Origin of the sequence: Aequoribacter sp., from assembly GCF_965659035.1 — a bacterium.
In the GTDB taxonomy this organism is placed as follows: Bacteria; Pseudomonadota; Gammaproteobacteria; order Pseudomonadales; family Halieaceae; genus Aequoribacter.
On the sequence record NZ_CBFHWH010000006.1, the window covers coordinates 1,791 to 14,956 of the forward strand.

13 protein-coding genes and 1 pseudogene are annotated in these 13,166 nt (G+C 53.1%); 5 read left to right on the forward strand and 9 right to left on the reverse strand.

From position 1 onward, the window contains the following. The 3 genes and pseudogenes from gatB to gatC all read right to left on the reverse strand — a co-directional run. Window positions 1-356: pseudogene (gatB, locus tag ACTF5Z_RS01940) on the reverse strand (Asp-tRNA(Asn)/Glu-tRNA(Gln) amidotransferase subunit GatB); the annotation flags it as partial. Continuing rightward, complete coding sequence (gatA, locus tag ACTF5Z_RS01945; RefSeq protein WP_438984298.1) at window positions 353-1,816, reverse strand: Asp-tRNA(Asn)/Glu-tRNA(Gln) amidotransferase subunit GatA; 1,464 nt, start codon at window positions 1,814-1,816, stop codon at window positions 353-355. The pseudogene gatB and the gene gatA, both read right to left, overlap by 4 nt. Then, window positions 1,816-2,103: an Asp-tRNA(Asn)/Glu-tRNA(Gln) amidotransferase subunit GatC gene (gene gatC, locus ACTF5Z_RS01950; RefSeq protein WP_438984299.1), complete on the reverse strand. Its 288-nt coding sequence runs from the start codon at window positions 2,101-2,103 to the stop codon at window positions 1,816-1,818. Before gatC ends, gatA begins: the two co-directional genes overlap by 1 nt. Window positions 2,104-2,313: 210 nt before the next feature. On the opposite strand from gatC, the gene ACTF5Z_RS01955 reads away from it, so the two are divergent. Genes ACTF5Z_RS01955 through ACTF5Z_RS01975 form a run of 5 tightly spaced genes read left to right on the forward strand, consistent with a single transcriptional unit; the run spans window position 2,314 to window position 9,243 of the window. Continuing rightward, complete coding sequence (locus tag ACTF5Z_RS01955; protein WP_423850393.1) at window positions 2,314-3,351, forward strand: rod shape-determining protein; 1,038 nt, start codon at window positions 2,314-2,316, stop codon at window positions 3,349-3,351. A gap of 54 nt (window positions 3,352-3,405) precedes the next feature. Next, the gene (gene mreC / locus ACTF5Z_RS01960; protein ID WP_438984335.1) at window positions 3,406-4,257 is read left to right on the forward strand and encodes a rod shape-determining protein MreC; all 852 of its coding nucleotides are present in this window, start codon (window positions 3,406-3,408) and stop codon (window positions 4,255-4,257) included. A gap of 14 nt (window positions 4,258-4,271) precedes the next feature. Then, window positions 4,272-4,736, forward strand: a complete 465-nt coding sequence (gene mreD / locus ACTF5Z_RS01965; RefSeq protein WP_423854814.1) for a rod shape-determining protein MreD — start codon at window positions 4,272-4,274, stop codon at window positions 4,734-4,736. After that, the gene (locus ACTF5Z_RS01970) at window positions 4,730-5,311 is read left to right on the forward strand and encodes a Maf family protein (protein WP_438984300.1); all 582 of its coding nucleotides are present in this window, start codon (window positions 4,730-4,732) and stop codon (window positions 5,309-5,311) included. The genes mreD and ACTF5Z_RS01970 overlap by 7 nt, the downstream gene beginning before the upstream one ends. Window positions 5,312-5,328: 17 nt before the next feature. After that, complete coding sequence (locus ACTF5Z_RS01975) at window positions 5,329-9,243, forward strand: YhdP family phospholipid transporter (RefSeq protein WP_438984301.1); 3,915 nt, start codon at window positions 5,329-5,331, stop codon at window positions 9,241-9,243. Between the two features lie 41 nt (window positions 9,244-9,284). On the opposite strand, the gene yjgA is transcribed toward ACTF5Z_RS01975, so the two are convergent. From yjgA to hpf, 6 genes are all read right to left on the reverse strand, one after another. Next, complete coding sequence (gene yjgA, locus ACTF5Z_RS01980; RefSeq protein WP_438984302.1) at window positions 9,285-9,797, reverse strand: ribosome biogenesis factor YjgA; 513 nt, start codon at window positions 9,795-9,797, stop codon at window positions 9,285-9,287. Continuing rightward, window positions 9,787-11,145, reverse strand: coding sequence for a magnesium transporter (gene mgtE / locus ACTF5Z_RS01985; RefSeq protein ID WP_438984303.1), 1,359 nt, complete (start codon window positions 11,143-11,145; stop codon window positions 9,787-9,789). The genes yjgA and mgtE overlap by 11 nt, the downstream gene beginning before the upstream one ends. A gap of 83 nt (window positions 11,146-11,228) precedes the next feature. Continuing rightward, window positions 11,229-11,501 (reverse strand): HPr family phosphocarrier protein, encoded by a 273-nt coding sequence (locus ACTF5Z_RS01990; RefSeq protein ID WP_423849158.1) that lies wholly within the window; start codon window positions 11,499-11,501, stop codon window positions 11,229-11,231. 9 nt (window positions 11,502-11,510) lie between these two features. Next, the gene (gene rapZ / locus ACTF5Z_RS01995) at window positions 11,511-12,386 is read right to left on the reverse strand and encodes an RNase adapter RapZ (RefSeq protein ID WP_438984304.1); all 876 of its coding nucleotides are present in this window, start codon (window positions 12,384-12,386) and stop codon (window positions 11,511-11,513) included. Then, complete coding sequence (locus tag ACTF5Z_RS02000; RefSeq protein ID WP_423849160.1) at window positions 12,383-12,850, reverse strand: PTS sugar transporter subunit IIA; 468 nt, start codon at window positions 12,848-12,850, stop codon at window positions 12,383-12,385. Before ACTF5Z_RS02000 ends, rapZ begins: the two co-directional genes overlap by 4 nt. Window positions 12,851-12,857: 7 nt before the next feature. Continuing rightward, window positions 12,858-13,145 (reverse strand): ribosome hibernation-promoting factor, HPF/YfiA family, encoded by a 288-nt coding sequence (gene hpf / locus ACTF5Z_RS02005; RefSeq protein WP_423849161.1) that lies wholly within the window; start codon window positions 13,143-13,145, stop codon window positions 12,858-12,860. Window positions 13,146-13,166 lie beyond the last annotated feature (21 nt).

Consider the following 13,166-nt stretch of genomic DNA (forward strand, 5'->3'; position numbering starts at 1 on the left):
ATACCTATTGTCTTGGTGGTGCCGTCAGATAAAGTGACTGTAAAGGCTCCCTTGCCAACGATGGGCTGTTCAAACTGACTTATTTGGTACCCTTTGGGTAAGTCAGGGTAGAAGTAGTTTTTGCGATCAAAGACCGACCGTTGCCCAATGTCGGCGCCGATACCCAATCCGAAAAGTACGGCGTAACGCACCGCTTGCTCATTGAGCACTGGGAGCATGCCGGGCATGGCTAAATCAACCGCGCTGGCTTGAGTGTTGGGTTCGGCCCCAAAGCGGGTCGAGCTTCCGGAAAATATTTTGGATTGGGTGGCAAGCTGCAGGTGCACCTCCAGCCCGATAACGACTTCCCAACTCATGACTCACCTCCTGCAATTAAACCGGGGCGACGAGTATGCCAGTCGGTGTTTTGTTGGTACTGATGCGCCGTTCGCAGTAGGGTTGACTCATCAAAATGATTACCAATTAACTGCAGTCCAACAGGACGATGATCGTAAAATCCCGCGGGCATTGATAAGCCAGGTAGGCCTGCAAGATTAACCGCCAAGGTGTAGATGTCTTCCAAATACATGGCCACGGGATCTTGGGTTTTGCTATTTAAGCCAAATGCTGGGCCGGGGGTTGTGGGGCTAGCAATGATATCGACTTGGGTAAAAGCCCTAGCAAAATCCTCAGCGATGAGGCGTCGCGCGCGTTGTGCTTGTCCGTAATAGGCGTCGTAGTAACCGCTGGACAGTGAGTAGGTGCCGACTAAAATACGGCGTTGAACTTCTTTACCAAAGCCTTCACTGCGACTGCGCACATATAGGTCTTGAAGGTCCCTTGGGTTGTCGCAACGATAGCCATAGCGAACGCCGTCGTAGCGAGAGAGGTTGGTCGACGCCTCCGCCGGCGCGAGGATGTAGTAAGCGGGAATCGCAAGGCTTGTCTGCTGCAGGTCGATGTCAATGAGCTGAGCCCCAAGCTTTTCAAGCTCACGTAAAGATTGTTGCAAGATTCCCGCCATTTTGGCGTCGAGTTGCTCATTAAAATATTGGCGTGGAATGCCGATGCGCAAACCTGCGATCGACGTGCTTAATTGTTCAGAGTAATGCGCGGTCGGGTGTTCACTTGAGGTGGAATCTTTAAGGTCAAAGCCCGCCATGGCCTCGAGTAAAATCGCGCAATCGTCGGCGCTTTTAGCCATCACGCCACCTTGATCTAGCGATGAGGCATAAGCCACCATACCTAAGCGCGACACCCGCCCATAGGTAGGTTTTAAGCCAGTGATACCGCAAAACGCTGCGGGCTGTCGAATCGACCCCCCAGTATCAGTGCCCGTGGCTGCCACACATAATTCAGCGGCGACCGCCGCTGCGGAGCCGCCCGACGACCCCCCGGGTACACAGTTTAGATCCCAGGGGTTTTTGGCCGCGCCAAAAAAGCTGTTCTCGTTAGACGAGCCCATGGCAAATTCGTCGAGATTGGTTTTGCCCAAGGTCACTGCGCCTGCGGTGTCGATTCGTTCGACTACTGTCGCGTCGTAGGGCGGAACAAAATTGGCCAGCATTCTCGATGCACAGGTGGTGGCTAAATTGCGGGTACAAAATAAATCTTTGTGGGCGATGGGAATACCGCACAGTAGGGAAGCGTCGCCCTTGCGCAAACGCTCATCGGCAGCTTGCGCCTGCGCCAGTGCGCGCTCAGATGCAACTGTAATGTAGCTATTCAATTGGTCATCAAGTTGTTCAATGCGCTGCAGGTAGTCTTGGGTGAGCTCCACAGCAGAACGTTTACCTTGGCGTAACTCAGTCGCGAGGGATCGGATGCTGGCAGTCATTATTCAATCACCGGAGGTACGACGTAGAGGCCTTCTTCAGCAGCGGGTGCAATCGCTTGGAAGGCTTCACGTTGGTTGGTTTCTGTCACTGCATCCACTCGCAGACGTTGGATTTCGTCGCGGGGGTGCGCCATGGGCGCTACGCCTTGTAAATCTAGTGCCTGTAATTGGTCGACCAGGCCTAAAATCTGGTTGATTGCGTGGGTCACCGGCTCGGCTTGCTCGGCCTCAAGTTGCAAACGAGCGAGTGTTGCCACCTCGCTGAGTTGACTGGTTGTGACGGACATATGGACTCTCTCTTTTCGCAGGCGGGCGAGTTTATCACAACGCTGTCCTTGCCCAAAATCGCGGGCATTGATAGAGTTGTCGAAAGAGAGGATAATTGAGCTTCCAAGCCGAAATGAGCGCAATTTGTGGTGTTTTTGAGCCGCGATACTCGATCCAAATTCGTCGCCTCGCCGGCCATTTCAACCCAACACTAGGGAAACGAAAACAACATGTTCAAACGACTGCGCGGTATGTTCTCTAACGATCTATCGATCGACTTGGGTACTGCAAATACCCTCATATACGTAAAAGACCAGGGAATCGTGTTGAACGAGCCATCGGTAGTGGCTATTCGTATTCACAATGGCCAGAAGTCGATCGAAGCGGTAGGTACCGAGGCCAAGCGTATGCTAGGCAGGACGCCGGGCAACATCACGGCCATACGTCCATTAAAAGATGGTGTCATCGCAGATTTTCAGGTCACCGAAAAGATGTTGCAGCACTTTATTGCGAAAGTTCACGAAACACGCTTTATTCGCCCGAGCCCCCGAGTACTTGTCTGCGTACCCTGTATGTCAACGCAAGTCGAGCGTCGTGCGATTCGTGAAAGTGCCCTGAGTGCAGGCGCTCGTGATGTTCGTCTAATTGAAGAACCGATGGCGGCCGCGCTTGGGGCGGGCTTGAATGTCGAGGAGGCCACAGGCTGTATGGTGGTCGATATCGGTGGCGGCACCACCGAAATCGCGATTATTTCGCTCAACGGCGTGGTTTACAGCGATTCTGTGCGCGTGGGCGGCGATCGCTTTGACGAAGCGATCATTGCTCATGTTCGACGTCGCTATGGCAGCTTGATTGGCGAGGCGACCGCAGAGCGGATTAAGCAAGAAATTGGTTGTGCCTTCCCAGGCGGCGAGATGCGTGAGATCGACGTGCGAGGCCGTAACTTGGCAGAGGGCGTGCCTCGAAGCTTTACCCTGACGAGTGACGAGATCCTAGAAGCTCTGTCGGACCCACTGCAGCTTATTATTCAAGGCGTTAAGTCGGCGCTTGAACAGTCGCCTCCAGAACTCGCGGGCGATATCGCGGAATCGGGCGTGGTATTGACCGGGGGTGGCGCTTTGTTGCGTGATTTGGATAAGCTGATTTCCTCCGAAACTGGCCTGCCCGTGGTGATCTCGGATGATCCCTTGACGTGTGTGGCGCGCGGTGGCGGTATTGCGATGGAACGTATGGATCGGCACACCTTGGAGTTGTTGTCTAGCGAGTAAAGCTGCGTGCACTGACCACGCAGGTTAAGGGAGAGACGCATCAAACCGCTATTCATCAAAAAGTCACGACTGGGATTACGCGCGGGTCTTCTAACGGCCCTGCTCCTTGTGGTTTGGGTGGCAGATCGTCAAACGGACGTACTTGATCCTGTCCGCCGCGCTGGGCTTGATGCTACGGACTTCATTTTCGACGTGGCAGCCGTTCCAGGCAATATATGGCAGGCGTTGTCAGAGGCCAGTCGTTCTGAAGATGCCCTGTATAATCGCGTTGATCAACTCGAGCGCGAAAATCTAGTGCTGCAGGCCAAGCTGCAGCAAATGGTGGCGTTGCGTGCAGAGAACTCACGCTTACGAGCTCTCATGAATGCAGGGCCGCGCGAGCGTAATGATGTCTTGGCGACAGAAATTATTGGCGTGTCACCCAACCCAAACCGACAAATCATAGCGATCGATCACGGCAGTAATGATCGGGTTTATCCGGGGCAGCCACTCATTGACTCTGATGGCCTGCTGGGCCAAGTTCTTGAAGTCGCCAGTGATACCGCCCAGGTTATGTTGATCAGTGACGCGAGTCATTCGGTACCTGTCCAAATCATTCGCAATTCGGTGCGCGCGATTGCTGAGGGCACCGGTGACCTCCATCGTTTACGCATCGAGTATTTATCGACGACTACCGATATAGAAATAGGCGACCAGCTTGTCACCTCGGGTTTGGGTGGGCGTTTCCCCATGGGTTACCCAGTGGCCAAAGTCGTCGCGGTAGAGCGTACCGATGGCGATCGATTTGCGACCGTTTGGGCAGAGCCTTTGGCTCAGCTCAGTCGAACCCGGCACGGGTTGTTGTTGTTTCCAGAAGGTACTTTGGCCTCTGACATTAATCTCGGTTCAAGAGCTCTCGCACCGTGATACGTGATTCACTGGTGGTACTTTTCACCTTGGTGATTGCGATGTTACTCAGTATTTGGACGACCGAGGTGTCGGGCCTGCCCCTGCTGATTGATTGGGTGGCCTTGGTGCTGTTTTACTGGGTCGTCGCACTGCCTGCCAGGGTTGGATTGACTTATGCTTTGTTAACGGGATTTGCCGTTGACGTACTGAGTGCAAGCCCCTTGGGTCATTACGCTTTGATTATGACTTTGGTGTGTCTGTTTGGGCAGCTGATCTGCTTGCGTTTTCGTAAAATGGACGTTTTGTCTCAGATAGCTTTGGTGTTCATGCTTGCCGGTGTCGCGCGCTTTATTGACGTCTGGCTGGCGTCGTTCGAGACTCAAGCTGTTGCAGTGACTCCCCCTCTGTTAACGGCCTTGTGTAGCGCCCTAGTCTGGCCCGTGGTGATGCAAATTTTGCGTTATTTCAGGCGCTATCATGGCCTAACAGAATGGTGATTTTAGCGTCTCAGTCGCCGCGTCGTCGTGAGCTGCTGGCGCGCATTGTGATGGACTTTCAGGTTCGTCCTGCGGACGTTGACGAATCGCCGCTCGCGCACGAATCTCCTGAGCAATACGTTCAGCGCTTAGCTCACGAAAAGGCAACAAAGGTACAGGAGTTGTACGCTGGCAGTTGCATTATCGCCGCTGATACTACCGTTGTGCTTGATGACCTCATGTTGCAAAAGCCCGAGTCAGAGCAGGAGGCTTTTGCGATGCTTTCGAGTTTGAGGGGGCGAGAACACCGGGTATTAACCGGGTTGGCCGTCTATACTTCAATGCGCCGGGCCCTTAAGGTCGTGAGTACGCGCGTACGCTTTGCCAATGTGAGCGACGATTTGTTAAAGGCATACATCGCCACGGGTGAACCGAGTGATAAAGCCGGCGCTTATGCCTTGCAGGGTGTCGGCGATGTACTGGTGGAATCGATCGAGGGATCAGTGAGCAACGTCATCGGTCTACCCCTGCAGATCTTAAGCGAACTTTTGGTGGCCTCGGGAGTGAATTTGTCATTATCCCGGAGTGTTGATTAGGGTGTAGAATTCAGCCCATGTCTTCCAATACACCGCATTTTTATGATCGCTTGAGCAGTTTGCTGTGGCGGATTATTGTTTTCAGCATTGTGCTGCTAGCGGTGTATGTCAGTTTTGGCCGTTTGTTATCTAACCATGTTGATCGGTATCGCGAACCCATCATTGATCGTATCAACCACGCTATCCCTGGCCGACTCGAAGCTGAGCGAATTGCGCTGCGATGGGAGTCGTTTGCTCCGACGCTTATATTAAATGAGGTGATTCTTTACGGTGACTCTGGCGCCATCGCTGGGACTCGTGTTGAATTTGAAGCAGCAGAACTCAGCGTCGATATTTTAGCGTCTCTGCGGCTTTGGATGCCGAGTGTGTCGAGTTTGGCGATCAAGGGACTGCAGGTGGAATACCAAGTCGATCTTAACGACGAGGCGGCGAGCAGTGCGCCACGGTCCACACAGTCCTTACAGTTTTTGACCCGGGTTCTGGAAGTGCTGATGGATAAGATTCGGCGCCTTGATATTAGTGCCGCGCGTTTGGGGGTCAACCGTGAGGATAAAGTCTATGAGGCTCTCTTGGACTTCGATTACTGGAGAGATGGCAGTGAGCGTCAGCTAAAGGTAACTATCGGCGACAGTACCGGAACCGATTTTCAGTTACTCGCCCAAGGCCTTGGTAACCCACTACGACCAGAGGAATTTAACGGTAGTGGCTTCGCCTCGCTGGTGATGACCCAGGAGCCCCTGGAAATTTTGTCGGGCAGTGCGCCCATAGCGGCACAGCAAAGCGCTGGGTTTGCTCTTACGGCGTATTTGCAGGCACAAGTGAACGATTGGCGCTTGGGTGGGAATTGGTCCTTTTCTGGGCTCAATTTGCGCAACCAAAGCGCTGATGCTCAGCTCTCAGGTGAGCTCAGGGTCGATACCGATTTTAAGCATGCGGCTGCACGGCTGTTTAATCTGAAGCTAGAGACTCAGTCTGAGCCTTTAGTTTTGCCGGACATGAGAGCCTACTGGCGAGATGGTGCCCTACTGTTAAACAGCGAGACTCTGGATGTTCAGCAGCTGAGTCGTCTGTTTCGAGAGGCGGCTAAAGACAGCATTCTCGCTAAGACCTTGGAAGAGCTCGAGCCTCAAGGACGCGTCCTACAACCTCGAATGCTGTGGCACCAGGGTCAAAACAAGCTGCGCGCGCATCTCAAATTAGACGGTGTGAGTATTGAAGCCTCCGATAAACGAGCGGGAGGTGCCGGTATTACCGGTGACATGTGGTTACGAGATAATAAAGCAATGTTTCAACTCAACACCCCTGTGCTCGAGTTAGCGTTGCCTACCGTTTACGCCAAGCCCCTAGAAATAGCGAATGCGACCGCTGAGTTATACGCCTCTTGGGATGCTGAGGTTTTACACCTTCGGGCGGACAACATTCATGGCTTGGCAGCGGTGGGCGATACGCACGGTAAGCTGGCGCTGAAACTGCCGTTTCAACAGGGGATTGTTGCACCCGAAATGGAGCTTTATTTGGGCGTAAGTGAGGGTAATGCTGCCGCTCGCAACACTGTTATTCCCGCTACCATTCCAGAGAATTTGCAACGCTGGCTGGATACCGCGATTGGAGACGCGACCGCCAGTGATCTTGGGTTTTTCTATCGCGGCTCGCTCCTGAAAGAAGAACGAGATGCTCGTAGCATCGGCTTGATAGGTCGTATCCAAGCCACGGAATTAACGTTTTTACCCGAGTGGCCTGCACTGACTATCGACTCGGCTGTGCTGATTATGGATGATGAGCAAACGGGCGTTTGGTTAGAGCAAGGTGGCTTGCCCGGTGTCAGGGCGAGCTCGGTAGGTGCAGAAGTGTGGCTTGATCTCGAGCGGCAACCACACTTGAGTATCGATGGCTCGATCCGGGGACAACTCGGTGCTGCTCTAGCCGATCTGCGAGAGTCACCGCTGGCGATTTATGTCCCGCAGGCGAGTGGTAGTTGGGACGTTCAGGGCGAGATAGCGGGCCGGTTAACCATCGATACTCCTTTGGTAGGTGTGGTTCGTCCGGAGGTGAGTCTTAGTTTGAACTTAAACGATGTTGGCCTGACCCCGGCGCCTGGTCTGACGCTTCGCAATATACACGGTGAGCTGGCTTACAGCACCGAAGACGGATTTTCTGCCGAAACCTTAACGGGTAATGTTTGGGGGCAGTCTTTACAAGCTCGTGTTGCGACGCAGGTAGGTGAGGTCCAAACAACACATATTGAGTTCTCCAGCGCGCTGCACGGCCCCTCGCTGGAAACGTTTATGAATCTTGGTATTCAAGGTCACTTACTCGGCGAGAGCACGGTTGATGGCATTTTGGTGTTGGCCCCTGAGCAAGCCGCGTTACAGTTGACGAGTGATTTAAAGGGGCTGCAGATAGATCTACCCGAGCCTTTGGCAAAGCCAGCCGCTGCAAGCCTGGCGATGCGGTTCGATCTGGATCTTCGCGACCCAGCATTGCACGGTGCTCTACTGCTAGGACAAGCGATGACCCTTGATGCTCAGTTTGCGCCTGATCAAACTGGGTTTGCTGTCGGTCTTGGTCGATCGCCGCTCCCGCTGGAGGCCGGTTTATCAAGTCTTACCGGCGCCTTACCGCGGCTTGATCTCGACGCTTGGCGGGCCGTTTTACCCGAGTCTGACGAGGCATCGCAGGCGCATTACCTAGTCCAAGATCTGCGGGTAGAGCGCTTGCGCTTTATGCAGCGTGAACTCGATTCCGTGGTATTAATGGCGGAGCGACAAGCCTCGGACTGGTTTGTTGGCTGGCAAACCCAGTGGTTGAGCGGAGAGTTGAGTAGCAAGACGCAAGAGGATCATTGGCGCCTACACCTAATCGATGTGGATTTGCAGGCGCTCGCTGACCTCTGGGTGGATCAGGCAGAGTCTAGCCAAGGCTGGTCTGACTTGCCCGAGCTTCACGTCAGTCTTGATCAAGTCCGTGAAGGTGAGCAGGTTTTAGGGCACGGTGAACTGCGCTTGTCTCAGAGTGACGAGGACTACACGCTAATGGTGATGAACGGCGAGTGGCGTAAACTCCGGGCCGATCCTGAACAGCCGATTACCTTGATATGGCCCAAGCAAGGCGTGATGACTTCGCGCGTCTCGGGTGGTGTCCTGGTTGATAATTTAGGTGAGGTGTTTGAGGCGTTTGGTTATGAAAGTGTGCTAAAGACCCAGTCAGGCCGCGCTGATTTCGATTTGGAGTGGCCAGGTGGTCCAGAGCAGTTCGGTTTTGCTGGTACCGACGGGCGGCTCAAAATTCGTCTGAAAGACGGCAAATTCTTGAAAGCGTCAGCGGGTGCTCAGGGCGCTTTGAAGGTGATCACGATATTGAATTTTGCTGATATTGTGAGTCGTTTGAGTTTGACTCAGCTGTTTGAGTCGGGGGTGCCGTTTGATCAGCTTGCGATCGATGCCAGTGCCGACCTGGGTTTGATTAATATCGATAAGATGAACATGGAGGGTAGCGCGAGTCGTTTTCAGTTTTCTGGGCAGGCTAACTTACTGGATGAAAGTTTGGATGGTCGTTTGATTGCGACCTTGCCCGTGGCCAGCAATCTGCCGTGGTTGGCGGCACTGACTGGAGGGCTTCCCGCTGCCGCCGGTGTGTATGTCATTAGCAAAATTTTTGAGAAGCAGGTCGATAAATTTTCGAGCGCTGTTTATTCGGTGAAGGGTACGTGGCAAGAACCTGAACTCGCCTTCGATAAGTTATTCGATACTAAGCTACCTAAGCCAAAAGCGGGCGCTGAGCAAGGTGGCTCGGAAGAGCCCGCTCAGATTCAAACGGATCAAGATGTTTTAGATGAGCCCGATGTCTTGGGAGGGCCCAGCGCAGCAGGGGATCAGCCGAGCGCTGACCAGACTGAACCGTCGGTATCAGAGCAGGGCGTGTCGCCGAATTAAGGTGTCCCGCAAGGACTCTTACGTGGACGCTGCAGGGAGTTCTACGCGTCAAGTGCTGAGAAAATAGCTTTATACAATTTTCGATAGGAAGCCGGTGGCGCCCCTTTACTTCGCTCTTTTTGTGCCTGTTGCCACAAGCCGCGCAGCTGACTGCGCTCGGCTTGTTGGAATTCGCCGACAAATGCGTTAATCGCATTCATGCCATCAGCCATGATTTGGTCTCGCCAACGCTCAGCCGTGTGATGCTTGTGAGCAGCTTCTTTATCCGTTTCGTGCTCACGATTTAGCGCTGCCACAATTGCGGTGGTATCGAGGCTTCTTAAGCGCTTGCCCAAGAATTGAATTTGTCGTTTGCGACCGCTATTCGCGGTAATTCGCCGCGCGAGTTCGATACCCTCTTGCAAGGTTTCGTCGTCGATGGGAATTTGATCAAGACGTTTTTGTGGCAGTTCAACCAGCACTCTTGCTAGGTCCGTAAGCTCGGCCAGTTGGCGTTTGACGGCGCTTTTACTGGGGGGCAGGTCATCCCAGTCATCCCACTCTTCATCTTGCATAAAATAGTGTCGCTAATCCTAGAAATGACAAAAAACCCACAACGTCAGTAACGGTCGTCAGAATAACGCCGCCGGCGAGCGCAGGATCGATACCAATGCGGTTTAAAAATAAAGGCAGTGTTGCCCCCGTCAGCGCGGCCGTGATTAGATTAATGATCAATGCGATGGCGATGACCAAGGATAAAGTCCAGTCGTTGAACCACAAAGAGGCTGCAACTCCAACGACTGCGGCCCAGAGAAAACCATTAATCACGCCGACAGCTAATTCTCGATTGATCAGCCAGCCTTGGTTGCTGCGAGAAATCTGCCCCACCGCGATACCACGAACCAAAACCGTTAGGGTTTGAGTGCCGGCGATGCCACCCATGGAGGCGACGATGGGCATAAGCACCGCGAGAGCGACGACCTTTTCGATGGTTTCTTGGAATAAATTAATCACACTCGCGGCGACAAAGGCCGTTAATAAATTAATGCCTAGCCACAAAGCTCGTCGCGGAGTGGTGCGAAGAATCGGTGCGAAGGTGTCTTGTTCTTCGTCTAGACCCGCCATCGACATAAACGAATGGTCGGCGTCTTCACGGATGACGTCGACGACGTCGTCGATTGTGATGCGGCCCAAAAGTTTGCGGTTTTCATCGACCACCGGCGCCGATACCCAGTCGTTGCGCTCGAATAAGCGAGCCACTTCAGTATCGGGCATGTTGGCGGGGATAGGATCGATGTCGGTAATCATCATTTCGCGAACCGATGCCGACGGATCAGACACCAATAGGGTGCGCAAAGGCAGCAAACCGATGTATTGATCTTGGCTATTCACCACGATCAGACTGTCGGTCATAGACGGGATTTCGGAATGGCGCCGCAGGTAACGCAGGACCACATCCATTGTGACGCGCGCACGAATAGTAATAGCATCGGTGGTCATCAAACCACCGGCAGTATCCTCTGAATAGGTCAAGACCCGCTCGATACGCGCTCGATCTTGCTGGTCCATTGACGCCAACACTTCTTGGGTGACGGCGCCGGGTAATTGCTGCAGAATATCGGCGATGTCATCGTCCGCCATTCCCTCGGTCATCACCGCAACCTCGGCGGCATCCATCTCGGCGAGGAATAAACTCTGCAGTTCCTCGCTGAGTTCGCCGATGACCTCCCCTTCAATCTCGGTGTCGACGAGTTGCCACAGGATGTGTCGAAGTTTCGGTGTCGACGATTCGATCAGGTGGGCAACATCTGCGGGCGGCATGTCATTGAGCATGCTACTCACGTCGGCAATGCGCGCACTGTCGCGCGAGTTCAGTAACGACTCGAGCTTATCGTGGGCAATGGAGGTGAGTTTTGAGCTCATGTTTGGCGTTCCTATCTACTGCGGACTAGGATACCAGATTTAGCAAAACCTCACTGAGGAAATTGTAGCGCGAGTAGAGGGAATTACTCGCCTTCATCAAAGCGGTTGTTAATGAGTGTTTTGAGGGCTTCCCACGCTTCTGCTTCATCTTTCCCTTCGATGCGGACATGCAAAACGGTGCCTTTAGCCGCGGCGAGCATCATAACGGCCATGATGCTTTTGCCATCCACCAAGCTCTTGGGGTCTTTACCCACTCGACAGGTCGAACCGAAATGTCCCGTGCACGCAATGAACTTCGCTGCCGCTCGTGCGTGTAAGCCCAATTTATTAATGATTTCAATTTGTGCTTCGATCATCGCTAGGCCCTATTCCTCGCGCGATAGTAATTCGCGGTGACGTACGTGAATATTCGACAGGCTGGCGCTGAAGTGTTGGAAGAGTTGCTGCGCCATGTACACCGAACGGTGTTGGCCACCGGTGCATCCGATAGCCACCGTGACATAGCTCCGATTGCTCTCACTATAAGACGGTAGCCAGCGCTCGACGAAGGAACAGATGTCATCGAATAGATATTGTGTTGGTTCCTGCTGGCTTAAAAAATCGACAACACCTTGGTCGGTACCGTTAAGAAGACGTAGTTCTTTAATCCAGTGCGGATTGGGTAGCATTCGGACATCAAAGACCAAATCGGCGTCCGAGGGGATACCTTTTTTAAAACCAAACGATTGGAACAGTATGGATAACTCGCCTTTTTTTGCCCCTAAAAGTCGTTGACGAATGGTGTCACGCAATTCGTAAATGGTCATTTCGCTGGTGTCCACCACAATAGACGCAGCCTCGAGCACAGGTTCTAGCAGTTCACGCTCTTGAGCAATGGCGTCTGATAAGGTGGTGCGCTGATTGGTGAGCGGATGGCGGCGTCGAGTCTCGCTGTAGCGGGTAATCAGTATGGGGTCGAGGGCATCTAAATATAAAACACTACCCTGCGTGCGCTCGGGGATGGCGGCTAAAATATTGCTAAGGTCCCCCACTTTCGTCCAGGCGTTACGCGAGTCAATGCATACCGCGACACCTTTGAAGTGAGCGAAGTGATCGCCTTCGATTTCCTGTAGAAGCTGCTCTAACAGCCCCAAAGGTAAGTTATCAATGCAGTAAAACCCCTCGTCTTCGAGCAGATGTAGTGCGGTACTTTTGCCCGAGCCTGAGCGACCGCTAATAATCACTAAAGGGCAGTTGTTCACGTGTTTGCTTCCCACGTTTCAAGAGTTTTGAGTAGTGCTTCGACCGTGCGAGCCGCTCTAATATCACGGCAGAAATTGGGGTTTTGGAACAGCCCAGCCAGGGTTGCCAGTGTAGTCAAGTGCTCTTGTTCCTCGTTCTCGGGGACTAACAAGGCGAAGACTAAGTCGACATTTTGATCATCGGGTGCATCGAACTCGATGCCTTGGCTTAGGGTGAAGAATACACCAATGATCTCAGGTGCACCCTCTAGGCGCGCATGAGGAATAGCGATGCCCTGTCCTAATCCGGTACTACCGAGTTTTTCCCGGGCGAGTAGGCGATTGAATGTTGATCGCGCGGTAATCTCGGGGTAATCGTGCTGAATTCGCTCAGCGATTTCTTCAAACAAGCGTTTTTTGCTGGACACCTCAAGTTGGGTGTCCAGTCGATGAGTGGATAATAAACGGGTGAGTATGCCAGACATTGGCTGATCAGTGCCCCCTGGCTTTCTGCTTGTGCTTAATGACTTGCCGATCGAGCTTGTCGGCCAATAAGTCGATAGCAGCATACATATCTTCCGCCTCTGAGGCGGCGAACAAATCAGCACCCGCTACGTGAATCGAGGCTTCGGCTTTTTGTGCCGCTTTTTCGACGATCAGGGTGACGTCGGCCTTGGTGATGTGATCACTGTGGCGCTCTAGGCGCTCAAACTTATTGGCGACATAGTTGCGCAGCGCATCGGTAACGTCAACGTGATGTCCGCTTACAGTCAATTGCATAAACTACTCCTTATTCAAATA

Coding starts and splice junctions, on each gene's coding strand:
- ACTF5Z_RS01970 (WP_438984300.1), top strand. CDS start 4,730: ATGGTGATTTTAGCGTCTCAGTCGCCGCGTCGTCGTGAGCTGCTGGCG.
- ACTF5Z_RS01975 (WP_438984301.1), top strand. CDS start 5,329: ATGTCTTCCAATACACCGCATTTTTATGATCGCTTGAGCAGTTTGCTG.
- gatA (WP_438984298.1), bottom strand. CDS start 1,816: ATGACTGCCAGCATCCGATCCCTCGCGACTGAGTTACGCCAAGGTAAA.
- hpf (WP_423849161.1), bottom strand. CDS start 13,145: ATGCAATTGACTGTAAGCGGACATCACGTTGACGTTACCGATGCGCTG.
- ACTF5Z_RS02000 (WP_423849160.1), bottom strand. CDS start 12,850: ATGTCTGGCATACTCACCCGTTTATTATCCACTCATCGACTGGACACC.
- ACTF5Z_RS01955 (WP_423850393.1), top strand. CDS start 2,314: ATGTTCAAACGACTGCGCGGTATGTTCTCTAACGATCTATCGATCGAC.
- ACTF5Z_RS01990 (WP_423849158.1), bottom strand. CDS start 11,501: ATGATCGAAGCACAAATTGAAATCATTAATAAATTGGGCTTACACGCA.
- mgtE (WP_438984303.1), bottom strand. CDS start 11,145: ATGAGCTCAAAACTCACCTCCATTGCCCACGATAAGCTCGAGTCGTTA.
- yjgA (WP_438984302.1), bottom strand. CDS start 9,797: ATGCAAGATGAAGAGTGGGATGACTGGGATGACCTGCCCCCCAGTAAA.
- gatC (WP_438984299.1), bottom strand. CDS start 2,103: ATGTCCGTCACAACCAGTCAACTCAGCGAGGTGGCAACACTCGCTCGT.